Annotated in this window: 25 protein-coding genes; 12 read left to right on the top strand and 13 right to left on the bottom strand. The window is 61.4% G+C overall.

What is annotated here, in order from left to right:
- Window positions 1-104: 104 nt before the first annotated feature.
- The 6 genes from AC6CIA_RS16820 to AC6CIA_RS16795 all read right to left on the bottom strand — a co-directional run bounded on the left by AC6CIA_RS16820 (window position 105) and on the right by AC6CIA_RS16795 (window position 5851).
- Window positions 105-1415 carry an MFS transporter gene (locus tag AC6CIA_RS16820; RefSeq protein WP_498313564.1) on the bottom strand — a complete coding sequence of 437 codons (1311 nt, stop codon included), beginning with the start codon at window positions 1413-1415 and terminating at the stop codon, window positions 105-107.
- Window positions 1416-1591: 176 nt separating this feature from the next.
- On the bottom strand, window positions 1592-2740 hold the full coding sequence (gene dgoD, locus AC6CIA_RS16815) for a galactonate dehydratase (protein WP_339529549.1): 1149 nt from the start codon (window positions 2738-2740) through the stop codon (window positions 1592-1594).
- 47 nt (window positions 2741-2787) lie between these two features.
- A complete protein-coding gene (locus tag AC6CIA_RS16810) occupies window positions 2788-3408 on the bottom strand; it encodes a 2-dehydro-3-deoxy-6-phosphogalactonate aldolase (protein WP_498313562.1) in 621 nt (206 codons plus the stop codon).
- A 1-nt stretch (window position 3409) separates the two neighbouring features.
- Entirely contained in the window at window positions 3410-4378 is a 969-nt protein-coding gene (locus tag AC6CIA_RS16805) for a 2-dehydro-3-deoxygalactonokinase (protein ID WP_498313560.1), read from the bottom strand.
- Between the two features lie 158 nt (window positions 4379-4536).
- The gene (locus AC6CIA_RS16800) at window positions 4537-4869 is read right to left on the bottom strand and encodes a DOPA 4,5-dioxygenase family protein (protein WP_339529555.1); all 333 of its coding nucleotides are present in this window, start codon (window positions 4867-4869) and stop codon (window positions 4537-4539) included.
- 31 nt (window positions 4870-4900) lie between these two features.
- Complete coding sequence (locus AC6CIA_RS16795) at window positions 4901-5851, bottom strand: choline sulfate utilization transcriptional regulator (protein ID WP_498313558.1); 951 nt, start codon at window positions 5849-5851, stop codon at window positions 4901-4903.
- 114 nt (window positions 5852-5965) lie between these two features.
- On the opposite strand from AC6CIA_RS16795, the gene betC reads away from it, so the two are divergent.
- The 3 genes from betC to AC6CIA_RS16780 all read left to right on the top strand — a co-directional run bounded on the left by betC (window position 5966) and on the right by AC6CIA_RS16780 (window position 10333).
- Window positions 5966-7480 carry a choline-sulfatase gene (gene betC, locus AC6CIA_RS16790; protein WP_498313556.1) on the top strand — a complete coding sequence of 505 codons (1515 nt, stop codon included), beginning with the start codon at window positions 5966-5968 and terminating at the stop codon, window positions 7478-7480.
- Window positions 7481-7499: 19 nt separating this feature from the next.
- Window positions 7500-8435 (top strand): choline ABC transporter substrate-binding protein, encoded by a 936-nt coding sequence (gene choX, locus AC6CIA_RS16785; protein ID WP_498313554.1) that lies wholly within the window; start codon window positions 7500-7502, stop codon window positions 8433-8435.
- A 326-nt stretch (window positions 8436-8761) separates the two neighbouring features.
- Window positions 8762-10333, top strand: coding sequence for a SulP family inorganic anion transporter (locus tag AC6CIA_RS16780; protein WP_498313552.1), 1572 nt, complete (start codon window positions 8762-8764; stop codon window positions 10331-10333).
- Here the strand turns inward: AC6CIA_RS16780 and aroE are convergent, their stop codons facing one another.
- Together aroE and hemF are read right to left on the bottom strand one after the other, a co-directional pair.
- Window positions 10334-11155, bottom strand: coding sequence for a shikimate dehydrogenase (gene aroE, locus AC6CIA_RS16775; protein ID WP_498313550.1), 822 nt, complete (start codon window positions 11153-11155; stop codon window positions 10334-10336).
- Window positions 11155-12087 (bottom strand): oxygen-dependent coproporphyrinogen oxidase, encoded by a 933-nt coding sequence (hemF, locus tag AC6CIA_RS16770; protein WP_339529566.1) that lies wholly within the window; start codon window positions 12085-12087, stop codon window positions 11155-11157. The genes aroE and hemF overlap by 1 nt, the downstream gene beginning before the upstream one ends.
- 160 nt (window positions 12088-12247) lie before the next feature.
- On the opposite strand from hemF, the gene AC6CIA_RS16765 reads away from it, so the two are divergent.
- Entirely contained in the window at window positions 12248-13225 is a 978-nt protein-coding gene (locus tag AC6CIA_RS16765; RefSeq protein ID WP_498313548.1) for a quinone oxidoreductase family protein, read from the top strand.
- Between the two features lie 113 nt (window positions 13226-13338).
- Here AC6CIA_RS16765 and tsaC read toward each other — a convergent pair whose 3' ends face one another.
- The 3 genes from tsaC to AC6CIA_RS16750 form a co-directional block, all read right to left on the bottom strand.
- The gene (tsaC, locus tag AC6CIA_RS16760; protein WP_339529570.1) at window positions 13339-13896 is read right to left on the bottom strand and encodes an L-threonylcarbamoyladenylate synthase type 1 TsaC; all 558 of its coding nucleotides are present in this window, start codon (window positions 13894-13896) and stop codon (window positions 13339-13341) included.
- 54 nt (window positions 13897-13950) lie between these two features.
- Window positions 13951-15045, bottom strand: a complete 1095-nt coding sequence (gene dprA / locus AC6CIA_RS16755) for a DNA-processing protein DprA (RefSeq protein ID WP_498313546.1) — start codon at window positions 15043-15045, stop codon at window positions 13951-13953.
- Window positions 15046-15109: 64 nt separating this feature from the next.
- Entirely contained in the window at window positions 15110-15910 is an 801-nt protein-coding gene (locus AC6CIA_RS16750) for a peptidoglycan-binding protein (protein WP_498313544.1), read from the bottom strand.
- A gap of 136 nt (window positions 15911-16046) precedes the next feature.
- On the opposite strand from AC6CIA_RS16750, the gene def reads away from it, so the two are divergent.
- From def to AC6CIA_RS16725, 5 genes are read left to right on the top strand one after another with little or no spacing between them, the layout of a single operon-like run.
- Window positions 16047-16553, top strand: a complete 507-nt coding sequence (gene def, locus AC6CIA_RS16745) for a peptide deformylase (RefSeq protein WP_339529576.1) — start codon at window positions 16047-16049, stop codon at window positions 16551-16553.
- A gap of 57 nt (window positions 16554-16610) precedes the next feature.
- A complete protein-coding gene (fmt, locus tag AC6CIA_RS16740; RefSeq protein WP_498313542.1) occupies window positions 16611-17564 on the top strand; it encodes a methionyl-tRNA formyltransferase in 954 nt (317 codons plus the stop codon).
- Window positions 17561-18871, top strand: a complete 1311-nt coding sequence (gene rsmB, locus AC6CIA_RS16735; protein ID WP_498313540.1) for a 16S rRNA (cytosine(967)-C(5))-methyltransferase RsmB — start codon at window positions 17561-17563, stop codon at window positions 18869-18871. Before fmt ends, rsmB begins: the two co-directional genes overlap by 4 nt.
- 23 nt (window positions 18872-18894) lie before the next feature.
- Window positions 18895-20268, top strand: coding sequence for a Trk system potassium transporter TrkA (trkA, locus tag AC6CIA_RS16730; protein ID WP_339529582.1), 1374 nt, complete (start codon window positions 18895-18897; stop codon window positions 20266-20268).
- 16 nt (window positions 20269-20284) lie between these two features.
- Window positions 20285-20596, top strand: a complete 312-nt coding sequence (locus tag AC6CIA_RS16725; protein WP_498313538.1) for a tetratricopeptide repeat protein — start codon at window positions 20285-20287, stop codon at window positions 20594-20596.
- 150 nt (window positions 20597-20746) lie between these two features.
- Here the strand turns inward: AC6CIA_RS16725 and AC6CIA_RS16720 are convergent, their stop codons facing one another.
- Window positions 20747-21634 (bottom strand): lysophospholipid acyltransferase, encoded by an 888-nt coding sequence (locus tag AC6CIA_RS16720; protein ID WP_339529585.1) that lies wholly within the window; start codon window positions 21632-21634, stop codon window positions 20747-20749.
- A 41-nt stretch (window positions 21635-21675) separates the two neighbouring features.
- Complete coding sequence (locus AC6CIA_RS16715) at window positions 21676-22233, bottom strand: DNA-3-methyladenine glycosylase I (protein WP_339529587.1); 558 nt, start codon at window positions 22231-22233, stop codon at window positions 21676-21678.
- An 81-nt stretch (window positions 22234-22314) separates the two neighbouring features.
- Here AC6CIA_RS16715 and glyQ point away from each other — a divergent pair, with 81 nt between their 5' ends.
- The 3 genes from glyQ to gmhB are packed head-to-tail and all read left to right on the top strand — an operon-like array spanning window position 22315 to window position 25858.
- A complete protein-coding gene (gene glyQ / locus AC6CIA_RS16710; protein ID WP_003187265.1) occupies window positions 22315-23268 on the top strand; it encodes a glycine--tRNA ligase subunit alpha in 954 nt (317 codons plus the stop codon).
- A complete protein-coding gene (glyS, locus tag AC6CIA_RS16705) occupies window positions 23265-25319 on the top strand; it encodes a glycine--tRNA ligase subunit beta (protein WP_498313537.1) in 2055 nt (684 codons plus the stop codon). The genes glyQ and glyS overlap by 4 nt, the downstream gene beginning before the upstream one ends.
- 2 nt (window positions 25320-25321) lie before the next feature.
- Window positions 25322-25858, top strand: coding sequence for a D-glycero-beta-D-manno-heptose 1,7-bisphosphate 7-phosphatase (gmhB, locus tag AC6CIA_RS16700; RefSeq protein WP_498313535.1), 537 nt, complete (start codon window positions 25322-25324; stop codon window positions 25856-25858).
- Window positions 25859-25874 lie beyond the last annotated feature (16 nt).

The raw sequence follows: 25874 nt of genomic DNA, 5'->3' as shown, positions 1-25874 counted from the left end.
AAACCTGAGGACGCCGCGGGGGTTCAGGTTTCCCGTGTCATCGTTAACGATTTTCGCGAGCAAGCTCGCTCCTACAAAGTCCAGGCTCCAAGGTCCCCAAACCCCTACAACTCAATCCGCTCCACCTTGCCCACCAACAGAATGTAGGAAAGCGCCCCCAACAATGCCAACACCGCAATATAGGTAATCGCCGGTGCAAACGAATCCCCCGTAGCGAGAAACCCAATCACGATCGGCGTGGTAATCGCCGCCAAGTTGCCGATAAAGTTAAACACACCACCCGTCAGCCCCAACAAACGTGCCGGCGCCAGGGTCGAGACCAGCGACCAGGTGATCGATGCCAGGCCATTGCCAAAAAACGCCACCGCCAGACACGCAATCACCAACGGCGTCGAGTCGACAACGTTAGCGCCGATGATTGCCGTGGAAATCAGCAGGCCACTGATAATCGGCAGCTTGCGCGCAAAGCCGACCGAAGCGCCTCGGCGGATCAACCAGTCGGAAAACAACCCGGAACACAACACGCCGACAAAGGCCGCAAGAAACGGCAGAGAAGCGAGCATGCCGGACTTGATGAAATCCATGCCGCGATATTTCACCAGGTAAGTCGGGAACCACGTGAGGAAGAACCACAGCGTCGAGTTCAGGCAGAACTGCCCCAGATAGATGCCCCACAGCTTGCGCTGGCTAAGCACGATCCCCAGATCGACCCAACTGAATGGCGCCTTGCGCTGGGCGGTTTGTGTCTGCAGATCGACCAACCCGCCGCCTTCGCGGATCAACTCGATTTCAGCGGCGTTGACACCCTTGAAGTCCCGCGGCTCACGATACACCGCGTACCAGATCACCGCCCAAAGGATGCCCACGACACCGGTGCTGACAAACACCATGTGCCAACCATAGTGGTGCTGCAACCAAGCCAGCACCGGCGTGAGGAACGCCAGCCCGACAAATTGCCCGGAGGTATAAAAGCCAATCGCCGTGGCGCGTTCCCGCTCGGGAAACCAACTGGTGACCACCCGATTGTTGATCGGATAAGCCGGTGCTTCCAGGGCGCCAACCGCCATGCGCAGGACGAACAAGGCGATAAAGCTGGCAGCAAAGCCAAGCATCACCGTGGCGATCGACCACAGCAGCAAGGCAACGGAGTAGAGAATACGCGGCGGCACCCGATCCACCAGCCAGCCACCGGGGATTTGCATGGCGGCGTAGGTCCAGCCGAAGGCCGAGAAGATCAACCCGACATGCACCGGGTCGATGCCCAGTTCGCTGGTCAGGGCCGGTGCGGCAATCGACAGGTTACTGCGGTCCAGGTAGTTGATCACCACCGTGATAAACAACAGGACCATGATGAAATAGCGCTTGCGACTAGGCGCCACCAAAGACGCGTGTCCGGTGCTTGGAGGGGAGAGCATAGAGGCCTCTTTTTAGGGTTGTTGAGGACGGGGAAGCTGGGGCACTAATACCTGTAGGAGCGAGGGGGGCGCCCAGCGCTTGCTCGCGAAAATCGTCAACGATGACAGGGGAAACCTGACGCCCCGAGGCGCTCTCGGGTTGTTCGCGGGCAAGCCCGCGCCTACAGGGTGTCAGCTCACCACTCGGCAAAACTGCCATCGGCATGGCGCCAGATCGGGTTGCGCCAGCGGTGGCCGATCGCGGCGCGTTCGATCACATATTCCTCGTTGATCTCGATACCCAGGCCCGGCCCGTTGGGGATTTTCACGAAGCCCTGGTCATAATCGAAGACGCCCGGATCCCGGACGTAGTCCAGCAGGTCATTGCTCTCGTTGTAGTGAATGCCCAGGCTCTGCTCCTGGATAAACGCGTTGTAGCAAACCGCGTCCAGTTGCAGGCACGCCGCCAGCGCAATCGGCCCCAACGGACAGTGCAGGGCCAGCGCCACATCGTAGGCTTCGGCCATGTTGGCGATCTTGCGGGTTTCGGTAATGCCGCCGGCGTGGGATGCATCCGGCTGGATGATGTCGACGTAGCCTTCGCTGAGCACGCGCTTGAAATCCCAGCGCGAGAACAGCCGCTCGCCAAGGGCAATCGGGGTGCTGGTCAGCGGCGCCAGTTCTTTCAGCGCTTCGTAGTTTTCGCTGAGCACCGGCTCTTCGATGAACATCAGCTTGTACGGGTCCAACTCCTTCATCAGCACCTTGGCCATCGGCTTGTGGACCCGCCCATGGAAGTCCACGCCGATGCCGACGTTCGGCCCCACGGCATCGCGCACGGCGGCGACGTTGGCCAGGGCCTGGTCGACCTTTTCAAAGGTATCGAGGAATTGCAGCTCTTCGGTGCCATTCATCTTCACCGCGGTAAAACCACGGGAAACCGCTTCTTGGGCGGCGCGGGCGGTGTCGGCCGGGCGGTCGCCACCGATCCATGAGTACACACGAATCTTGTTGCGCACCTGGCCGCCCAGCAGGTCGCTGACCGACACGCCCAGCGCCTTGCCCTTGATGTCCCACAGCGCCTGGTCGATACCTGCCAGCGCGCTCATATGAATCGCGCCACCGCGGTAGAAACCGCCGCGATACAGCACTGTCCAGATGTCTTCGATATTGCGCGGGTCTTTGCCGATCAAGTAGTCGGACAGTTCCTCGACGGCCGCCGCCACAGTGTGGGCGCGGCCTTCAACCACGGGCTCGCCCCAGCCGGTCACGCCCTGATCGGTTTCCACTTTGAGGAAACACCAGCGCGGCGGCACGATGTAAGTCGTCAGTTTGGTGATTTTCATCTTCTTATCTCTCTTGTCGGATGCGACGCCCGTGGCGCCATACACAATCAGTTCAAGGCCTTCCAGGCCGCGACATACGCCTGGGCGCGGCTCGCCACTTGATCAACCGTCATGCCCGGCTTGAACAGCCCGGAGCCCAGCCCAAAACCTTTGACGCCAGCGTCGACGAACACCTGCATGTTGTCCGGCGTGATGCCGCCGACGGGCAGCAACAGCGTGCCGGCCGGCAATACGGCAAGCCAGGCCTTGACCACCGCCGGGCTCATTTGCTCGGCCGGGAACAGCTTCAACACATCAGCGCCTTCAGCCAGCGCCGCAAACGCTTCGGTCGGCGTGGCAACCCCGGGCGACAGGTACAGGCCCGCCGCCTTTGCCGCGCGCAGCACCTGGGCATCGCTGTGGGGCATCACGATCACTTGGCCACCCGCCGCCTTGACCTGCTGCACCTGCTCGGCGGTCAGCACCGTGCCGGCGCCGATCAGGCAATCGGCGGGCAGGCTGTCGCGCAAGGTGCGGATGCTGGTGTAAGGGTCCGGGGAGTTGAGCGGCACTTCGATGACCCGGAATCCGGCCTGGTACAACACCTGGCCGATAGCGTGGGCCTCATCCGGGCGCAGGCCGCGCAGGATTGCGATCAAACCGTTGTGTGTCAGTGCTTGCTTGAGCATCTCAGGCCTCCAATAAGGGTTGAACGAGCCCGGCCGCGACAGCCAGTTGCCACAAGCCCCGTTCAGTGGCCTCGCGCGCCTGGGTCACGTGGGGAAAGCCGCATGACTGGAGAGCCCGCTGATAGCGGCTGCACAACGCGTTGTTGCCCACCAGAACGATATCGCGGTGTTGGGTGTCGTGGCGTGCGCGCAGGCCGCAGAGTTCGTGGCCAATCAGCAGGCCGGAAAGGTAGTCCGGCTGCTCCTCGGGGCTGAGTTCACCAGCCAAGCCCAGCGCACGGCTGCTGAACAGCGTCGACAGCAGGCCCATCTCTGCGGCGTCCGACAGCGTGACCTGCACGCCGCGATCAAACGCGGCGGCCTGGAACGTGGCAGCGGTTTTTTGCGTGCGGCCGAGGATGCTGTGATCGCGCAACACGGCGAACAGCTCGCCGGTCATGAAGGTATCGAAATGGGTGATGCAACCGCGGCTCACTTCGACCCATTTGGAATGGCTCCCCGGCAAGCCGATCAACACGTCATCGGCGCTCAGGCTTTGCAGTACGCCCAATACTTGGGTTTCCTCGCCGCGCATCACGTTGGCCACGCCGTTGCGCTGCATCACGCCCGGCACGATATGCACGTCGCTGCCGCGCAGGCTGCGCACCACGTGCAACGCCTGACCCAAGGTCGTGACATCGGCCGGGCTGTCACGGTACGCCGTCTCGCTCCAGCCCTGGGCGCTGCCCACCATGCCGCAGGCAATGACCGGCAACTGAGGCTGGGTATCCAGCCAATCGCCACAGGCCGCATCAAAGGCCAACTCGAAGCCATTGCTGCAATGGGCACCGTTAATCATCCGGGCCTCGGTGGGCAAATGCATGATCCCCGAGGCCAGGGAGCGTCGTTCAAGGACTTGGCCACCAGGACCGAGTTTGTAGGCACGAAGGGAGGTGGTTCCCCAATCGAGCGCGATCAATTGCGCCTGCATCGCTTCACCTGAAGTCAGAGAGTGCTGAAAAAGCAGATGAGCGAATATAAACCTAAGGCTTACGAAATCTCAATATATAAATATAGATCCCATATATTGAAACAAGTTAAAGAGAATCCCCACGCGCTCACACGCTTACACTGCTCAACCGTGGGGAGTCAGGCCTGGAAAGTCGACAGATCCAGGGTACGCATGGCGCCCATCCAGATTGCGTGCTCAGTGTGATCCTTCAGGTCGTCGCCGGTGTCGGGGTGCAGGAACACCACCAGCCCGTTGCGATTAAGCGCCAGCCACGGCAGTGCCAAGCCGATGTACTCGGGATCGAACGCCAGCTGGCAACTCCAGTCGGGGTGCGGCCCCACCGGGCGCTCATGCATGCGCCCCATGCGCAGGGGAAATATCGTCGCCGCGTCTTCACAGAGCTTGCGCGCCTGGTCGAGGGTAGTGGCGTCGAAGTAGATGTGGGCGTGATACCCCTTGATACGTTGCATGCCAGCCTCCGGACTCGGTAATCGGCAAATCCTAGACCGCAATAGAGGGCAGGGCCAGCCCCGTCAGTGACTGCGCGCTGCTGGCCTGTTCCGCAGCCAGCCAGTCGACAAAGCGATCGATCAGCTGTCCGCGCCGTTTGCGCTGAGGCAGCACCACGTAATAGCCGTAACGCGAAATCACTGTGTCGCCAATCGGACGACACAACCACTTCTGTTGCAACAGATCATCCACCAGGTGCCGCCAACCAATGGCCACGCCCTGGCCGGCAATCGCCGCCTGGATCAGCAGCGTGTAGTTGTCGAAGCGCAATGGCCCGGGCCCCGGCGCGGCGGTGATGCCCAGCTCTCGGAAGACGCCGCTCCAGTCGAACCATTGGCTGTTGTTTTCCTGGCGCAGGTGCAGCAACGGGTAGTCCTGCAAACTCTCCAGCGACAGCGGCGTGTCACGCCCCTTGAGCAATTGCGGACTGCACACCGGGAATACTTCTTCGTTGAACAGCCATTGGCTGTCGCCCTGCTTGAAACGGCCGTCGCCGAACAGCACCGCCACGTCAATATCGCTGCGCAAGGTCGCATGGTTGCGTTCGCTGGTCACCAGGCTCACGTCCACCTGCGGGTTGGCTTCATGAAAACGCTGCAGGCGCGGCATCAGCCAGTACGCGGCGAACGCAAAATCCGTCGCTACTTGCAGGACTTCATGTTGGTCCTGCTGGGTGATGGCACTCAAGCCCTGGTTGATGTGCTGTAAACCACCCTGCACATGCTCGAACAGCACAGCCCCAGCCTCGGTCAGTTCGATGCCTCGGTAAATGCGATCAAACAGGCGAATGCCGAGCCGCTCTTCGAGGCGTTTGATCTGCTGGCTGATTGCCGGTTGGGTCGTGCCGAGTTCCATCGCCGCCGCGGTAAAGCTGCGTTGGCGAGCGGCAACTTCAAAGGCGCGCAGCAGATCCAGGGACAACTCACCAAGGGCTTCATACATAAGCTGTGCTTATCCTAGACATTGTTTTCCATGGGCTTTACCGAGTTTTCCGTGGGCTGCATCCTCGACCACAGCACTCTCGCATAACTATTCACAATGGAACGCCGCGAAACCATGAAGCGCAAGAACATTCTTTTCATCATGGCCGATCAGATGGCCGCGCCGTTGCTTCCGCTCTACGGTTCTTCGCCCATCAAACTGCCGAACCTGAGCCGGCTGGCCGCTGCAGGCGTGGTGTTCGACGCCGCGTACTGCAACAGCCCGCTGTGCGCGCCCTCGCGCTTCACCCTGGTCAGCGGTCAGTTGCCGAGCAAGATCGGCGCCTATGACAACGCAGCGGACTTTCCCGCCGACGTGCCTACTTACGCCCATTACCTGCGCCGTCTCGGTTACCGCACCGCGTTGTCGGGCAAGATGCATTTCTGCGGTCCGGACCAACTCCACGGTTACGAAGAGCGCCTGACCAGCGATATCTACCCGGCCGACTATGGCTGGGCGGTGAATTGGGACGAACCCGACGTACGCCCTACCTGGTACCACAACATGTCGTCGGTGCTGCAAGCCGGTCCCTGCGTACGCACCAATCAGCTGGATTTTGACGAAGAGGTGGTGTTCAAGGCCCAGCAGTACCTGTTCGACCACATCCGCGAAGAGGGCGATCAGCCGTTCTGCCTGACCGTGTCGATGACTCATCCTCACGATCCGTACACCATTCCCAAACCGTTCTGGGACTTGTACGACGACAACGACATCCCAATGCCGACGACACCGGCGCAGAGCACACTCGATCCGCACTCCCAGCGCCTGCTCAAGGTCTACGACCTGTGGGACAAGCCGCTGCCGCTGAACAAGATCCGCGATGCGCGCCGCGCGTACTTCGGCGCCTGCAGCTACATCGACAGTAATGTCGGCAAGCTGCTGCAAACCCTGGAAGACACCGGCCTGGCCGACGACACCCTGATCATCTTCTCCGGCGACCACGGCGACATGCTGGGGGAGCGCGGGCTCTGGTACAAAATGCACTGGTTTGAAATGGCCGCCCGAGTGCCGCTGTTGATCAGTGCGCCGGGGCAGTTCAAGGCCGCTCGGGTGAGCGCGGCGGTGTCCACGGCGGACCTGTTGCCGACCCTGGTGGAACTGGCCGGCGGTACGCTGGACGCCAACCTGCCGCTGGACGGGCGCTCGCTGGTCCCGCACTTGCAGGGGCAGGGCGGGCATGACGAAGTGTTCGGCGAATACATGGCCGAAGGCACCATCAGCCCGCTGATGATGATCCGGCGTGGCGCTTACAAATTCATCTACAGCGAAGACGATCCTTGCCTATTGTTTGATGTGCACAACGACCCGCGTGAACAGCAGGAGCTCAGCCAGTCGCCGCAACATCGCGCACTGTTCGACGCGTTCCTGAGCGAAGCGCGGGCCAAATGGGACATCCCGGCGATCCACCAGCAGGTGCTCGCCAGCCAACGCCGTCGGCGCCTGGTAAGCGAAGCGCTGACCCAAGGCAAACTCAAGAGCTGGGATCACCAGCCGCTGGTGGACGCCAGCCAGCAGTACATGCGCAACCATATCGACCTGGACGATCTGGAACGCAAGGCGCGTTATCCACAACCCTGCCAAAACCAATAAATTCAGTTAGGGGAAGGCCATGCAAACGTTATCCACACTCCACTTATCCAGGCTATTGGGCACTGGGCTGCTGCTGTTGAGCAGCGCCAGCGTGTATGCCGACGCCCGTTGCGAGACGGTGAAGATGGCCGATCCCGGCTGGAGCGACATCGCCGCCACCAATGCCATTACCGGGGTTCTGTTGAGCGGCATGGGCTACAAGCCCGAGATCGCCACCTTGGCGGTGCCGATCATCTACGGCGGGCTCAAGGACGGCCAGGTGGATGTGTTCCTGGGTAACTGGATGCCGGCCCAACAGGGCTTCTACGACAAGTTCGTGGCCAATGGCGACGTGGTACAACTGGCGAAAAACCTCGAAGGCACCGAATTCACCCTGGCGGTCCCGGATTACGTATGGGACGCCGGCGTGCGGGATTTTGCCGACTTGAATAAATTTGCCGACAAGTTTGGCAAGAAGATCTACGGCATCGGTTCCGGCGCGCCGGCCAATCTCTCGCTGCACGAGATCATCAAGCAAAACGACTTCGATCTCGGTCAGTGGAAGCTGGTCGAATCCAGTGAACAAGCGATGCTGGCCGAAGTGTCCCGGGCAGTGAAACGCAAGCGTTTCGTCACCTTCCTCGGCTGGACGCCGCACCCGATGAATGTGCAGCTGAAGATGCATTACCTCAAAGGCGGCGAGAAGTACTTTGGCGACACCGGCAGTGTGTACACCTTGACCCGCAAGGACTACGCCGAGGCCTGCCCGAATGTCGGGAAATTGCTGACCAACCTGAGTTTTACCCAGGAGATGGAGAACAGCATCATGGCTGAAGTGGCGGACAAGAAAGTCAGCAATGAGGACGCGGCGAAAGCCTGGATCAAGGCCCATCCGGCGGTATTGGATAAATGGCTGGATGGGGTGAAGACGGTAGGCGGCGAGGATGCGTTAGGGGCTGTCAAAGCCAGGCTTTGACGGCCACCCCTCACCCCAACCCGGCTGAAACGTCGGACCGCCCCAATGGGGGAGAGGGGCTGAGAAGTTTGCTGATAATTGGCGACCTGATAGCGCTGTTGTGGCGAGCGGGCTTGCCCCGCGCTGGGTTGTGAAGCAGCCCCAGTAAGCCAAATGCGGTGTATCAGATACTCCGCAACGGCTGGTTTTGAGGCTGCTCCGCAGCCCAGCGCGGGGCAAGCCCGCTCGCCACAGGGAAATTCGTCAGTTTCTGACAGTTGTGTAGACCTTGCTCCAATCCCTCCAACCCTTCACCCTTGTTTCCATCGCCCAAGCCCGAGTTCGTCATGCCACGGCCCAACCGTCATACTCTTTTTCCGTTTCTCCGCTGGCTCCCTCACCAGACCCGCGCCAGCATCGGGCGTGACGCAATGGTTGGCCTCAGTGGCGCCGTTCTCGCACTACCGCAATCCATCGCCTACGCGCTGATCGCCGGCCTGCCACCGGAATATGGCCTGTACGCCGCGATCATCCCGGTGCTGATCGCCTGTCTCTGGGGCTCGTCCTGGCATCTGATCTGCGGCCCCACGGCGGCGATTTCGATTGTGCTCTACGCCAGCATCAGCCCGTTGGCGCTGCCCGGCTCCCAGGACTACATCACCCTGATCCTGTTGCTGACGTTTCTGGCCGGTGTCTTCCAATGGTTATTGGGCCTGCTGCGCTTCGGCGCGCTGGTGAATTTCGTCTCGCACTCGGTGGTCATCGGTTTCACCCTCGGCGCCGCCGTGGTCATTGCCCTGGGCCAGTTGCCCAACCTGCTGGGGCTGGACCTGCCAAGCGAGGCCACGGCGATCAATAGCCTGCTGGCGTTGATCGGCCACAGTGGGGAGTGGGATCGACCTTCGCTGGTGCTCGGAGTGGGCACCTTGCTGGTGGGCGTGGTGCTCAAATACTGGGTACCACGCTGGCCGACTTTGTTGATTGCCCTGGCCTTGGGCAGCCTCGCGGCATGGCTCTGGCCGGCGCTGTTCGGGCATGTGGCGCTGGTCAGTTCATTTGTCGGCAAACTGCCGCCGTTCAGCCCTCTGCCGCTGCTGGACCTGGACATGCTCCTGCGCCTGCTGCCCAGCGCGGTGGCCGTGGGCATGCTGGGACTGGTGACCAGCCTGTCGATTGCCCGCTCGTTATCCACGCGCTCGCAACAATTGCTCGACGCCAATCAGGAAGTCCGCGCCCAGGGTTTATCCAATATTGCCGGCGGATTTTTCTCCGGCTACCTGTCGGCCGGTTCCTTCACACGCTCCGGGCTCAGCTTTGAGGCGGGTGCCCGCTCACCATTGGCCGGGGTATTTTCTGCCTTGTGGGTCACGCTGTTTGCATTGTTCGGGGCCTCACTGATCGCCCATATCCCGATCCCGAGCATGGCCGCCAGCATCCTGCTGATTTGTTGGGGGCTGGTGGATTATCAGGGCATTCGGGCGGTGTTTCGGGTCAGTCGCGCAGAGTTTGTAGTGATGAGCCTGACGTGCCTGGCCACGCTGCTGCTGGAGTTGCAGGCGGCGATCTATGCCGGGGTGCTGGCGTCGCTGTTTTTCTACCTCAAGCGCACGTCGCAACCACGGGTCCAACAATGGCGCGACGGGGAGGAAGACGTATTGCGGGTCGACGGCTCGATCTTCTTTGGCGCCAGCCATTACCTGCAAGTGCGGTTGCAGAGTTTGCAGGGCCAGCGCGTGGTGATCGAGGCGCAGCAAATCAACTTTATCGACTATTCCGGGGTGACCATGCTGCACCAGGAAGCCAGGCGACTGGAAGGTCTGGGGCGCAGCCTGAGCTTACGTGGGGCCCGACCGCAAGTGGTGGATGAATTGAAAAAACTGGAAGGGGCCGAGCAATGCCCCATCCAGTTCGATGACTGATTACAGCGCCAGCTGTCGACGCAACTCAGCCAGCACCGGCACAGTGTCCGGCCGCACGCCGCGCCACAGAAAGAACGCTTCCGCCGCTTGTTCGGCGAGCATGCCCAAGCCGTCCATCGCCACGGCAGCGCCATGGTCACTGGCCCAGCGACAGAATGCCGTCGGCTGCTTGGCGTACATCATGTCGTAGCAAAAGGTCTTGCCCGGTTCGATCAAACTGCTGGCGATCGGCGGTACATCGCCAGACAAGCTGGCGGACGTAGCGTTAATGATCAGGTCCACCGACTCGTGCAACCAATCAAAACCACTGGCCGAAACCGGACCGAGGTCGTCGAATGATTCAGCCAGCAACTCGGCCTTTTCCACCGTGCGGTTGGCAATGATCAACGACGCCGGCTTCTCCGCCAGCAACGGCTCCAGCGCCCCACGTACAGCGCCACCGGCACCCAACAGAAGAATGCGTTTGCCCTCAAGGCTGAACCCGGCATTGACGGTCAGGTCGCGCACCAGGCCTGCGCCGTCGGTGTTGTCGCCCAGCAGGCTGCCATCGGCGAGCTTGCTCAAGGTGTTTACCGCGCCGGCACGCTGGGCACGTTCGGTGAGGGTGTTGGCCAGGCGATAAGCCTCTTCCTTGAACGGCACAGTCACGTTAGCGCCACGGCCCTGTTGGAAAAACTCACGGGCGCACGCGGTGAAATCCTCCAGTGGCGCGAGCAAAGTGCTGTAGTCCAACTGCTCGCCGGTCTGCTCGGCGAACAAGCGATGGATCAGCGGCGACTTGCTGTGCCCGATGGGGTTGCCAAACACCACATAACGATCCATCAGCTGGCCGCCTTCGGCGCGGCAACGCCCAGCCAATTGCGATCTTGCAGAAAGTAATCGGTCAGGCGCGCTTCTTCGCTCCCGGCGGCGGCTTTCCAGTCATAGCTCCAGCGTACTTGCGGCGGCAGGGACATCAGGATCGATTCGGTACGCCCGCCTGATTGCAGGCCGAACAATGTGCCGCGGTCATACACCAGGTTGAACTCCACGTAGCGGCCACGACGAAACTCCTGGAATGCTCGCTGTTGCTCGGTATAAGCCATGGCCTTGCGGCGCTGGACGATCGGCAGGTAGGCGTCGATATAGGCATCGCCGATGGCGCGCATGAAAGCGAAGCAGGTGTCGAAGTCCCACGCGTTCAAATCATCGAAGAACAGGCCGCCGATGCCACGGGGCTCGTTGCGATGCTTGATATGGAAATAGCTGTCGCACCAGGCCTTGTAGCGTGCATAGACATCCGGCCCGAACGGCGCGCAAGCCTGCTCGGCCACACGGTGCCAGTGGATGCAGTCTTCTTCGTTACCGTAATAAGGTGTCAGGTCGAAGCCGCCGCCGAACCACCAGACGGCTTCTTCGCCGTCTTTTTCCGCGATGAAAAACCGCACATTAGCGTGGGACGTCGGCACATGAGGGTTGTGCGGATGGATCACCAGCGACACGCCCAGGGCCTCAAAGCCGCGACCGGCCAGCTCGGGACGGTGGGCGCTGGCAGACGGTGGGAGGTTCGCGCCAAATACGTGGGAAAAATTAACGCCGCCTTTTTCGATCACCGAACCGTTCTCGATCACTCGCGTGCGCCCCCCGCCACCGGCCGGCCGGGTCCAGGCGTCTTCGATAAAGCGAGTGTCCGTCTCGAAGGTTTCCAGGGCACTGCAAATACGGTCTTGCAGGTCGAGCAGGTAGGCTTTAACAGCCTCGGTGCGGGTAGTCATGGCATCACCTTGAATCGGGCAAAGCTACGCGAGGCCATTGGGCATCGGCGGCAAATGGGCGCACAGGATAACACCGCCTCGAGTACTGCCGCAGTTGACGAAGATCAAGCTTAGGAGTCCGATAGGAGTCCTTCGTGAAAACGACCCAAGGAGAGTGCAGATGCCCAAACGTATCCAGTTCCGAGCCCATGGCGGCCCCGAAGTACTTGAATATGAGGACTACACGCCGGCAGAGCCGGGACCGCAGCAGGTCCGCGTCAGCAACAAAGCGATTGGCCTGAACTTCATCGATACCTACTTCCGCAGCGGCCTGTATGCACCTCCGGCCTTACCCTCGGGCCTGGGCGCGGAAGGGGCCGGAGTAGTGGATGCGGTGGGCAGCGAAGTCACGCAATTCAAGGTCGGCGACCGCGTGGCCTATGGCAGCGGACCACTGGGTGCCTACAGCGAGCTGCATGTGCTGCCAGCCGCCAACCTGGTGCACCTGCCGGACAGCATCAGCTTTGAACAGGCCGCCGGCGCCATGCTCAAGGGCCTGACCGTGCAGTACCTGCTGCGCCAGACCTATGAACTCAAAGGCGGTGAAACCATCTTGTTTCATGCGGCAGCGGGCGGTGTCGGTTCCCTGGCGTGCCAATGGGCGAAGGCCCTGGGTGTGAAGCTGATTGGTACAGTCAGCTCGCCGGAAAAAGCCGCGCTGGCCAAATCGCTCGGTGCCTGGGAAACCATCGATTACAGCAAGGAAAATGTTCCGCAACGGGTACTGGAGTTGACCGACGGCAAGAAATGCCCGGTGGTGTACGACGGCGTGGGCAAGGACACTTGGCTGGCCTCGCTGGACAGCGTGTCGCCCCGTGGCCTGGTGGTCAGCTTCGGCAACGCATCGGGTGCGGTGGAGGGGGTCAATCTGGGCATTCTGTCGGCCAAGGGCTCGCTGTACGTGACCCGACCGACGCTGGCGACCTACGCCAACAATCCGCAGAACCTGCAGGCAATGGCGGATGATCTGTTCAGCATGATCGACAGCGGCAAGGTGCGGATCGACATTAACCAGCGGTACTCGCTGGCGGATGCGGCGAAGGCGCAGACCGAGTTGTCGGCGCGGCGTACGACTGGGTCGACTATTTTGTTGCCGTGACATCTTAGGTGTTTGGAAGGACGCCATCGCGAGCAAGCCCGCTCCCACATTTGACCTGCGTACACCGATCAACATGTGGGAGCGAGCTTGCTCGCGATAGCCGCGCCTGGGTCTCAGGACGGGCGCCGAACCTCGCCAGTCGCCAAGTCGCGAATCAAACTCGGATTCTTGCGCCCGCCCAAACTTCCACTCAGCACCAGATCCACCTGGCCGCGGAAATACTGCTCGACGCGAATCCGCGTGCGGGCCGCCGGTCGGCCTTGCGGGTTGGCCGAGGTGGAAATCAGCGGCCCCACCAGCGCACACAAATCCCGCACCAGCGGATGATCGCTGACCCGCAACGCGACCGTGTCATGCACCCCCGTGATCCACTGCGGCAGCAGGTTCTGATGGGGCACCAGCCAGGTATTGGGGCCGGGCCAGGTACTGGCCATGCGGTCTATCCAGGTATCCGGAAAGTCCTCGAAGAGAAAATCGAATTGATGAATATTGTCGGCGATCAGAATCAAGCCCTTATCCACCGACCGGCCCTTGATCGCCAGTAAACGGTCCACCGCTTCCTCGTTCCAAGGGTCGCAGCCCAGGCCCCAGACGGCCTCGGTCGGATAGGCAATCACCGCGCCTGCGCGAATTTCTCGTGCGGCTTCTTGCACACGCCACCTGTTGACCATTGCTCACTCTCCGGACTAAAGCTCTGTGCAGTTTACCGATCTTCATTACAAAACCTAACTGCGCGCGAGCCAACGACCACTTTCACAGATCACACGGCCCTCCAGCTCCAACTCCGTCAGGCTCGCCAACACCTCGGACAGGCCTTGGCCGCTGGCAATGGCCAGGCCCTCGCTGGTATGCGGCGCGGCGTGCAGCAAGGCAATCAATGGATGCGTGACCGGAATCGGTGCCGGCCGCGACAGCGCCTGCCACCCTCGCAACCCTTCGAGAATATGTTCGATGGTTTCCACCAGCACCGCCCCCTCGCGAATCAACCGGTGACAGCCCTTGGCGCCTGGATGGTGGATGGAACCCGGAATCGCGTACACCTCACGCCCTTGTTCCGCCGCCAGTCGGGCAGTGATCAACGAACCGCTGGCGACACTCGCCTCAACCACCAGTACCCCGAGGGACAAACCGCTGATGATGCGGTTGCGTCGCGGGAAGTTGCCAGCCTGGGCCCCGCTGTCCAACGGAAACTCCGAAACCACCGCGCTGCCTTGTGCAATCATCGCGTCGGCGAGTCGTCGGTGGCGCTGTGGATAAAAATTTTCGAGACCGGTACCCAACACGCCGATTGTCTGACCACCGACATCTAATGCCGCCTGATGGGCCGCACCGTCTATACCCAGGGCCAGCCCACTGGTGATGACAAAACCGGCACTCGCCAGGCTGCGGGAAAAGGCGGCGGCGGTATCCATGCCCGGCCGCGAAGCACGTCGGCTGCCGACCACGGCCAACTGCGGTTTTTCCAGGATCGCGCAGGCACCAGCCACAAAAAGCAAGGGCGGCGCATCCTCCAGTTCCGCCAGCAATGCTGGGTAATCCGGCTGGTCCCACATCAGTAAATGCTGGGCAGGACCTTCCAGCCAGGCCAATGCGCTGCTGGCACCATCACGGATCTGCGGACTGCGTCGAGCCTCGGCACAGGCCGCCGGCAATCCCAGCGAACGCCAGGCATTGGGTGGCGCGCCGAGGGCTTTCGAGGCACAACCAAAGGCCTCGATGAGTTTTTTGAAACGCTTGGGGCCCAGCTCCGGCAGCCGGTGTAAACGCAGCCGGGCTTCCAGCTCCGCCGGGGAAATGCCCTGGGTGTCGATTGATGACATGTGATCATCCTTGATCAAGAACAAGCTGTGGATAACTCTGTTGGTAACTTCTTTGCCAGGCGGATTATTGCGTTGGCGCGGGGCTTTGAAACCGGTCCATTACCGCCAGCGGGCGTATCGCACTGAGGACCAGGCCATAGCTGAGCTTTTCATAGGTACGAAACACCAAAAGCGTGCCCGCGTACTCTTCGGGAATCTGTACCGGCGTGCCTGAGACGGTGTCGCGCACGGTTTCACCGGCTTGCGTCACGGCGAGCAGGTGCCCGTCCTGCAGGCCATCACGCCGGCCCTTGTTCAGAATGACCGTATCCAGCACGCCAATCCGGGTGACGCCGCGGGGTACGTCGATGATTCTTCCTGCCAGTCCGGGGGCCGGTGCGGAAACCAGCAGGGTTGAGAGATCTGGCGAGGGTTGTGCGCCGAGCAGGCGATCGCCCGTGCGTATCTCCTGGGTCACCCGCAACACCGCCAAGGTGGTGACATCGCCCGCCGCCACATAGCGGGCAGTGCCGATGTCATCGAGGTTTATCCCCAGCAGCTCCTGGCTGACCGGATCGGTAAAAACCTTGCCCTTGCGGACAATCGCATAGCTCGGTTGCGCGGGGCTCAAGGCACCTCGTGCGTAAATGCGCTCACCGTTGGCGCCCAACACTCTCCCGGCTTGTGCGGCGACAACATAAGGCGCCGTGTCCAGCAAATGGGGCGTGTCGAGCATGCGGTTATGCAACAAGAACACCTGGATAGCCTTTTGTGTCTGACTGTCCAGCGGTCGCGGCGACGGTGGATAATCTGCTTCGGACGAGCCCGACACATTGGCGGTTACCGCCTGGGCGCACAGCAGCACGATCAGTAGCGATTTCCTCATGGGGTCAATCTCCTTTATTATGTGTGTTCGCGTGTAACGCCAAGGCCTTCGCGGCTTGCGAGCGTTCCACACCGGCCGCCCGGGATCCTTCCCGGCGCCGATTTGCCTCTACCTCACATGTGCAGCAATTACGCTTATGGCTATTTTGAACATCCTCGAATTCCCGGACTCGCGCCTGCGCACTATCGCCAAACCAGTGGCCGTAGTGGACGACAAGATTCGTCAGTTGGTCGATGACATGTTTGAAACAATGTATGAGGCCCCGGGAATTGGTCTCGCGGCGACCCAGGTCAACGTACATCTGCGTGTCGTGGTCATGGACCTGTCCGAAGATCGCAGCGAGCCGCGGGTGTATATCAACCCCGAGTTCGAGCCGCTGACCGAAGAGATGGGTGAATATCAGGAAGGTTGCCTGTCGGTACCGGAGTTCTACGAGAACGTCGAGCGCCCGCTGCGCGTCAAGATCAAGGCCCTGGACCGCGACGGCAAGCCATTCGAGTTGATTGCCGAAGGCTTGTTGGCGGTGTGCATCCAGCACGAATGCGACCACCTCAACGGCAAGTTGTTTGTCGATTACCTGTCCACGCTCAAACGCGACCGGATCAAGAAGAAGCTGGAAAAAAAGCATCGCCAGCAAGCTTGATTCCCTTCTTTCAAAGGCTTGCTGCGGCAAGCCTTTTTCTTTTGTGAGACGTTTCCCATGACCGAGCCACTGCGCATCGTTTTTGCCGGCACTCCCGAGTTTGCCGCCGAACACCTCAAAGCCCTGCTTGCCAGTCCTCATGACATCGTCGCGGTGTACACCCAGCCAGATCGTCCGGCCGGCCGTGGGCAAAAGCTGATGCCCAGCCCGGTCAAGCAACTGGCGCTGGAGAACGGCATTGCCGTGCTGCAACCGCCGACCCTGCGCAATGGGCAAGCCCAAGCCGAACTGGCCGCGCTGGAAGCGGATTTGCTGGTGGTGGTGGCCTACGGCTTGATCCTGCCGCAAGCGGTGCTGGATATTCCGCGCCTGGGTTGCATCAACAGCCATGCATCGCTGCTGCCACGCTGGCGCGGCGCGGCGCCGATCCAGCGCGCCATCGAAGCCGGAGACAACGAAAGCGGTGTGACAGTGATGCGCATGGAAGCCGGCCTGGATACCGGACCGATGCTGCTGAAAGTCACCACACCGATTACCGCCGAAGACACCGGCGGCAGCCTGCACGACCGCCTGGCCGAAATGGGTCCGCCCGCCGTGGTCCAGGCCATTGCCGGCCTGGCCGCAGGCACCTTGCAAGGTGAAGAGCAGGACGACAACCTGGCCACCTACGCCCACAAGCTGAATAAAGACGAAGCGCGCATCGACTGGTGCCGCCCGGCCGTAGAACTGGAGCGCCTGGTGCGCGCGTTCAACCCGTGGCCGATTTGCCACAGCAGCCTCAATGGCGAAGCCTTGAAAGTCCTCGCAGCCAGCCTGGCCGAAGGCAAGGGCGCGCCCGGTGAAATCATCGGCGCCAGCAAGGATGGCCTGTTGGTGGCTTGCGGCGAACAGGCGTTATGCCTGACCCGTCTGCAATTACCTGGCGGCAAGGCGCTGAACTTCAGCGACGTGTTCAACAGTCGCCGGGAAAAATTTGCCGTGGGCACACTCCTGGGAGCGACCGCCCAATGAACCCACGTCTGGCCGCCGCCAAGGCCCTGGCCGCTGTGCTCAACGGCAAGGCCTCGCTCAACAGTTCGTTGCCAACCCAGCTGGATAAAGTCGAAGAGCGTGATCGCGGTTTTACCCAGGACCTGGCGTTTGGCACCGCCCGCTGGCAGCCGCGCTTGTCGGCGCTGGCGGCCAAGCTGCTGCAAAAACCCTTCAAGGCCGCCGATGCCGACGTCGAGGCGCTGCTGTTGGTTGGGCTTTATCAATTGCTCTACACCCGCGTGCCGGCCCACGCCGCCATCGGGGAAACCGTCGGTTGCGCCGACAAGCTGAAAAAACCCTGGGCCAAAGCCTTGCTCAACGCCGTACTGCGCCGCGCCCAGCGTGAGAGTGAAACATTGCTGGCCGAGTTGGAACACGATCCGATGGTGCGTACCGCGCACCCACGCTGGCTGCAAAAGTCCCTGAAAGCCTTCTGGCCCGAGCATTGGGAAGCGATCTGCGCGGCCAACAATGCTCATCCGCCGATGATTCTGCGGGTCAACCGCCGTCATCAGAGCCGCGCGGCCTATCTGCAGTTGTTGGCAGACGCCGGTATCCAGGCCGCTACCTGCGCGTACAGCCAGGACGGTATCGTCCTCGAGGCCGCGGCTGATGTGCGCAGCCTCCCGGGTTTTGCCGACGGCTGGATCAGCGTGCAGGACGAAGCCGCGCAACTGGCTGCCGAACTGCTCGACCTGGCCCCCGGCCAACGGGTGCTCGACGCGTGCTGCGCACCCGGTGGCAAGACGTGCCACATCATGGAAGTCGAACCCGACCTGGCCGGTGTCGTGGCGGTGGACCTGGAAGCCAAGCGCCTGGTGCGGGTGCGGGAAAATCTCGCCCGCCTGGGCCTGAGCGCCGAGTTGATCGCGGCCGACGGGCGCGACACGGCTACCTGGTGGGACGGCCAACCCTTCCAGCGCATCCTGTTGGACGCACCGTGTTCGGCCACCGGCGTGATCCGCCGTCACCCGGACATCAAGCTGACCCGCCAACCCGACGACATCGCCGCGCTGGCGCTGCTGCAAGGTGAGTTGTTGGATGCCTTGTGGCCGACGCTGGAAGTCGGTGGCATTCTGCTCTACGCCACCTGTTCGACCTTGCCGACCGAAAACACCGAGGTGATCGAGGCCTTCCTCGCCCGCACCAGCGGCGCACGGGAGTTGGACCTCGCCACGAGCGCCGGCATCAAGCAGCCCCACGGTCGTCAATTGCTGGCGCAGGAAGGCGGGCACGATGGTTTCTACTACGCCAAACTGATCAAAATTGCCGCTGCACGCGGTTGAATGGTTTTTAAGGGAGTGACCGGATGAAAATCATCATCCTCGGCGCAGGGCAGGTCGGCGGTACGCTGGCCGAGCATTTGGCCAGTGAAGCAAACGACATTACTGTGGTCGACACCGACGCCGAGCGCCTGCGTGGCCTGGGCGATCGCCTGGACATCCGCACGGTCCAGGGTCGCGCCTCGTTCCCGACGGTATTGCGCCAGGCCGGCGCCGACGACGCCGACATGCTGGTGGCCGTGACCAACAGTGACGAGACCAATATGGTCGCCTGCCAAGTGGCTCATACGCTGTTCCACACCCCGACCAAAATTGCCCGGGTGCGTGAAGCGGCCTACCTGACCCGCGCCGGTCTGTTCGATAACGATGCGATCCCGGTCGACGTGCTGATCAGCCCCGAGCAGGTGGTCACTCATTACATCAAGCGCCTGATCGAGATTCCCGGCGCCCTGCAGGTGATCGATTTCGCCGAGGGCAAGGCGCAACTGGTGGCGGTCAAGGCGTACTACGGCGGGCCGCTGGTCGGTCAGCAACTGCGCCAGCTACGCGAGCACATGCCGAATGTGGAAACCCGCGTCGCGGCGATTTTCCGTCGCGACCGACCGATCCTGCCTCAGGGCGATACGGTGATCGAAGCCGACGACGAAGTATTTTTCATCGCCGCCAAGGCTAATATTCGTGCAGTGATGAGCGAAATGCGCCGGCTCGACGAGAGCTACAAGCGCATCGTCATCGCCGGGGGCGGGCAGATCGGCGAACGCTTGGCCGAGGCCATCGAAAGCCGCTATCAGGTCAAGATCATCGAGATGAATGCGGCGCGCTGCCGCTACTTGTCCGACACCCTCGACAGCACCGTGGTGCTGCAAGGCAGCGCCTCGGACCGCGATCTGTTGATGGAAGAGAACATCGCCGACGCCGATATCTTCCTGGCACTGACCAACGATGACGAAGCCAACATCATGTCGTCGCTGCTGGCCAAGCGGCTGGGGGCGAAGAAGGTGATGACCATCATCAACAACCCGGCCTATGTCGACCTGATCCAGGGCGGCGACATCGATATCGCCATCAGCCCGCAGTTGGCGACCATCGGTACGCTGCTCGCGCACGTGCGTCGCGGCGACATCGTCAGCGTGCACTCGCTGCGGCGGGGCGCGGCGGAAGCCATCGAGGCGATTGCCCATGGCGACTCGAAATCGAGCAAGGTGATCGGCAAGGCGATTCGCGACATCGGCCTGCCGCCGGGCACCACCATTGGCGCAATCATTCGCGACGAAGAAGTGATCATCGCCCACGACGACACGGAGATCGCCACGGGCGACCATGTGATTCTCTTCCTTGTGGATAAAAAACATATCCGCGACGTGGAGAAGTTATTCCACGTGGGCTTGAGCTTTTTCTGATCAAACGGAGTGACCCATGCTCGATTCCCTGGAAAAAATGCTCGCCAAAGGTGTGGATAACGCGCTGTTGCGGTTTGGCCTGGGCAAGGGTTACCTGGACCTGAAGGACCACGCCCGGGCTGTCGAACACCTACAGCAGTGCGTCGAGTTCGACCCGAAGTATTCGGCGGCGTGGAAGCTGCTGGGCAAGGCTCAGCTGGGGCTCGGAGATAGTGCTGCAGCGCGGCTGGCATGGGAGAAGGGCATTGAAGCGGCCCAGGCCCATGGCGACAAGCAGGCCGAAAAAGAGATGACCGTATTCCTGAAAAAACTCGACCGCCAGGCTTGAGCGAAGCCTCAATGTGGGAGCGGGCTTGCTCGCGATGGCGGCGTGTCAGTCACCTTATGCGTGTCTGACCCACCGCTATCGCGAGCAAGCCCGCTCCCACACAAGCCCGCTCCCACATTGGGTTTTGTGTTGGCTTTGAGTCAGTGCGACTCAATACCAGCGCGCCTCACCCGGCGGGCGTTTCTTGAAGCGCTTCATGCTCCACATGTACTGGCTCGGATACGCCCCCACATAGCGCTCCACCACCTTGCTCATCGCCGCGCATGAGGTAGCGGTATCGGTGCTGTACATGTCCTCCGGCGCCGCTTCCAGAATCACTTTGTAGCCGGAACCGTCCGGCAGTCGCAGGGCGTGCAGGAACACCCCAACCGCCTTGCCGCCGGCCAACATGTTCGGTACGAATTTGCTGGTCAGCGCCTGAGTGGCAAAGAACGGGACGAAGATCCCGGCCGATTCCGCAGGCTCCGGATCCGCCGGAATCCCCACCTGACCACCTTTGCGCACTTCCTTGATGACGCTGAGAATGCCTTCCTTGGTGGACGCCGCGACGCGATTGCCCAGTTGCACCCGCTGCTTGCGCAGCAGTTCGTCCACCGCCTTGAGCTTGGGCGGACGATAGAAAATGATCGGTTTGCATTGGCTGCAATAGAAGTGGTTCAACACTTCCCAGTTGCCCAGGTGGCTGGTGATACCAACCACGCCTTTGCCCGAGGCCAGCGCTGCATGCAGCACTTCCAGGCCTTCGACTTCGCGCACCAGGTCGATCGAGCGCTGGGCCGGCCAGATCCAGGCACAGGCGCTTTCGGTCAGTGACTTGCCGATGTCCATCAGGCTGCGGCCCGCAAGACGCTCGCGCTCGGCCGGATCCATGTCCGGAAAACATTTGGAAAGGTTGATCCGCACCGTGTCGCGGGAACGGTTGGGGGTTTTCCACATGATCCAGCCAATGGCCGTGCCGACTGCCTGGACAGCGCGCCAGGGCAACAGGGCAAACAACCGAAGAGCGCCTACCAGCAAGGCGCCTTTAAACTTTTCCACAGGTCACTCCTGAAGTTGTGCGGTGCGCAAAGTGCGCCATTCTAACCGGCGTTGGCCAAGTCCGCGTACCGGTCACAGTCCTGGGTGTGGTCCATGACCATGCCCGAGGCCTGCATGAACGCATAGCAGATGGTCGGCCCGACGAAAGTGAAGCCGGCTTTTTTCAGGGCGCGACTCATGGCTTCAGCCTCTGGCGTGATGGCCGGGACTTCACTGCGATCCTTGAAATGATTGACCTTGGGCACGCCGCCGACAAACGCCCAGAGCCATCCCACCGGATCCTCCAGCGCCAGCCAGGCCGCGGCATTGCGCCGGGTGGCGTTGAGCTTCAAGCGGTTGCGCACAATGCCCGGATCCTGCATCAACAGTTCGATCTCGGCATCGCTCAACCGTGCCAACCGCTGCGCATCAAAACCGAACAAGACCTTTCGATAATGCTCGCGTTTGCGTAAAACGGTGATCCACGACAGGCCCGCCTGGAACCCTTCGAGCAAAAGCAGTTCAAACAAACCCTGCGCATCGCGCAGCGGCGTTCCCCACTCCTGATCGTGATAAGCCATGTACAGCGGATCTTCAGAACACCAAAAGCAGCGTGGCATAAGGCTCCAGGGAGTAGTGGCGGGGCCGAATCGGGTATACTCCCGCTCTTTAAATCGCAGCCCAAGTAACAGGTGAATTTCGTGAGCCAGCCTACGCCAGCCGTGCGTACCTTCCAAGACTTGATCCTCGCCCTCCAGCAATACTGGGCAGAGCAAGGTTGTGTGGTACTTCAGCCCTACGATATGGAAGTAGGCGCCGGCACTTTCCACACCGCTACATTCCTGCGGGCCATCGGCCCGGAAACCTGGAACGCCGCTTATGTGCAGCCCAGTCGTCGCCCGACTGACGGCCGCTACGGTGAAAACCCAAATCGCCTGCAGCACTACTACCAGTTCCAGGTGGTCTTGAAGCCTAACCCGGACAACTTCCAGGAGCTGTACCTGGGCTCGCTGAAACATGTCGGCCTGGACCCGCTGGTCCACGACATCCGTTTCGTCGAAGACAACTGGGAATCGCCGACCCTCGGCGCCTGGGGCCTGGGCTGGGAAGTCTGGCTCAACGGCATGGAAGTGACTCAGTTCACTTACTTCCAGCAAGCGGGCGGCATCGAATGCTACCCGGTGACCGGCGAGATCACCTACGGTCTCGAGCGCCTGGCCATGTACCTGCAGGGCGTGGATTCGGTCTACGACCTGGTGTGGGCTGACGGTCCGTTCGGCAAAGTCACTTATGGCGATGTGTTCCACCAGAACGAAGTGGAGCAATCGACCTATAACTTCGAACACGCCAACGTCGACAAGCTGTTCGAACTGTTCGATTTCTACGAAAGCGAAGCCAAGCGCCTGATCGAACTGGATCAGCCGCTGCCGTTGCCAAGCTACGAAATGGTCTTGAAGGCATCCCATACCTTCAACCTGCTGGATGCCCGTCGTGCCATCTCGGTCACCGCGCGCCAGCAATACATTCTGCGTGTACGCACCCTGGCGCGTTCCGTCGCCCAAGCCTACCTGCTGGCTCGCGCCAAGCTGGGCTTTCCGATGGCAACCCCGGACCTGCGTGATGAAGTGTTGGCTAAGCTGGAGGCTGCGCAATGAGTGCTCAAGATTTCCTGGTTGAACTGGGTACCGAAGAGCTGCCACCCAAGGCCCTCAACACCCTGGCCGATGCATTCCTGGCCGGGATCGAAAAAGGCCTGCAAAGCGCCGGCCTGAAGTTTGAAGCGAAGCATGTCTACGCCGCGCCGCGCCGTCTGGCTGTGCTGCTGACCGCACTGGAAACCCAGCAACCGGACCGCAACATCAACCTCGACGGCCCGCCACGCCAGGCCGCGTTCGATGCCGAAGGCAATCCGACCCAGGCCGCTCTTGGTTTCGCCAAGAAGTGCGGCGTCGAGCTGAGCGAAATCGACCAGAGCGGCCCGAAACTGCGTTTCAGCCAAGTCATCAAGGGCAAGCCAACCGCCAGCCTGTTGCCGACCATCGTTGAAGACTCGCTGAACGACCTGCCGATTCCCAAGCGCATGCGTTGGGGTGCGCGCAAGGAAGAGTTCGTGCGACCGACCCAATGGCTGGTCATGCTGCTGGGCGATCAGGTGGTCGACTGCACCATCCTCGCCCAGCAGTCCGGACGCGATTCGCGTGGTCACCGCTTCCATCACCCGCAAAGCGTGCGCATCACTTCGCCGGCCAACTACCTCAATGATCTGCGCGCCGCGTACGTGCTGGCGGATGCCAATGAACGTCGCGAACTGATCAGCAAGCGCACCGAAGAGCTGGCCCGCCTGCAGGAAGGCACCGCCATCGTGCCGCCAAGCCTGCTCGACGAAGTCACCGCACTGGTTGAGTGGCCGGTGCCGCTGGTGTGCTCGTTCGAAGAACGTTTCCTCGATGTGCCGCAAGAAGCCCTGATCACCACCATGCAGGACAACCAGAAGTATTTCTGCCTGCTGGATGTCGACGGCAAATTGCTGCCACGCTTTATCACCGTGGCCAACATCGAAAGCAAAGACCCGCAGCAAATCATCGCCGGTAACGAAAAAGTCGTTCGCCCGCGCCTGACCGACGCCGAGTTTTTCTTCAAGCAAGACAAAAAGCAGAAGCTGGAAGACTTCAACCTGCGCCTGCAAAACGTGGTGTTCCAGGAAAAACTGGGCAGCGTCTACGACAAGGCCGTGCGGGTTTCCAAGCTGGCGGCCTACATCGCGCCACGCATTGGTGGCGATGCCGCCTGGGCTGCGCGCGCGGGCCTGCTGTCAAAATGCGATCTGGCCACCGAAATGGTCGGCGAGTTCCCGGAGATGCAGGGCGTTGCCGGTTACTACTACGCCCTCAATGACGGTGAGCCGGACGACGTCGCGCTGGCGTTGAACGAGCAGTATATGCCACGCGGCGCTGGCGCCGAACTGCCGAGCACCCTCACCGGTGCGGCCGTGGCGATTGCCGACAAGCTGGATACCCTGGTGGGTATCTTCGGCATCGGCATGTTGCCCACCGGCAGCAAGGATCCCTACGCCCTGCGCCGTGCGGCCCTTGGCGTGCTGCGAATCCTGATCGACAAGCAACTGGACCTCGACCTGACCCAGGCCGTGGTGTTCGCTGTCGGCCAGTTCGGGGCCAAGGTCAAGCAAGCCGGCCTGGCCGAGCAAGTGCTGGAGTTCGTGTTCGACCGCCTGCGCGCGCGTTACGAAGACGAAGGTGTCGACGTCGCGGTCTACCTCTCGGTACGGGCCCTGCAACCGGGTTCGGCGCTGGACTTTGATCAACGCGTGCAAGCCGTACAGGCGTTCCGCAAGTTGCCGGAAGCCGATGCACTGGCCGCCGTGAACAAGCGGGTGTCGAACCTGTTGAGCAAAGCCGACAACCTCGGTTCGGCCGACGTTGACCCAGGCCTGTTTGCCGACGCCAAGGAGTTCTCGCTGAACTCGGCTATCGCCAAGGCCGAGAACGCGGTGAAGCCGCTGATCGCCGAACGCAGCTACGCCGAAGCCCTGGCGCGCCTGGCCACCTTGCGTGAACCGGTGGATGCGTTCTTCGAGGCCGTGATGATCAACGCCGAAGACGCGAACGTACGGAAAAACCGCTACGCCATGCTGGCACGTCTGCGCGGGTTGTTTATCAACATCGCTGACATTTCCGTACTGGGCTGAACATGTTGAAACTGCTGATTCTCGATCGGGACGGGGTGATCAATTTTGACTCCGACGCTTACATCAAATCGGTGGAGGAGTGGATTCCGCTGCCCGGTTCGATCGAGGCCATCGCGCAGTTAAGCAAGGCCGGCTGGACAGTGGCCATCGCCACTAACCAGTCCGGCATCGCCCGCGGCTACTACGATCTCGCCACCCTGGACGCCATGCACGCGCGCTTGCGCACGTTGGTGGCCGAGCAGGGCGGTGAGCTCGGGTTGGTGGTTTATTGCCCACATGGGCCGGACGACGGCTGCGATTGCCGTAAGCCGAAACCCGGCATGCTGAAAACCATTGCAAAACATTACAATGTTCCGTTGACGGGCCTATGGTTCGTCGGGGACAGTCTCGGTGACCTGGAGGCGGCCAAGGCCGTCGACTCACAGCCAGTTTTGGTAAAAACCGGGAAAGGCGAAAAGACCCAGGGCAAAACCCTGCCGGCGGGCACCTTGATTTTTGACGATCTGGCGGCGGTTGCCGCTGAACTTATCAACACATAGCAGCCCTTCTGACTTC

Source organism: Pseudomonas sp. GQ91, assembly GCF_059758795.1.
This window is presented reverse-complemented; position numbering and strand designations above follow the sequence as displayed.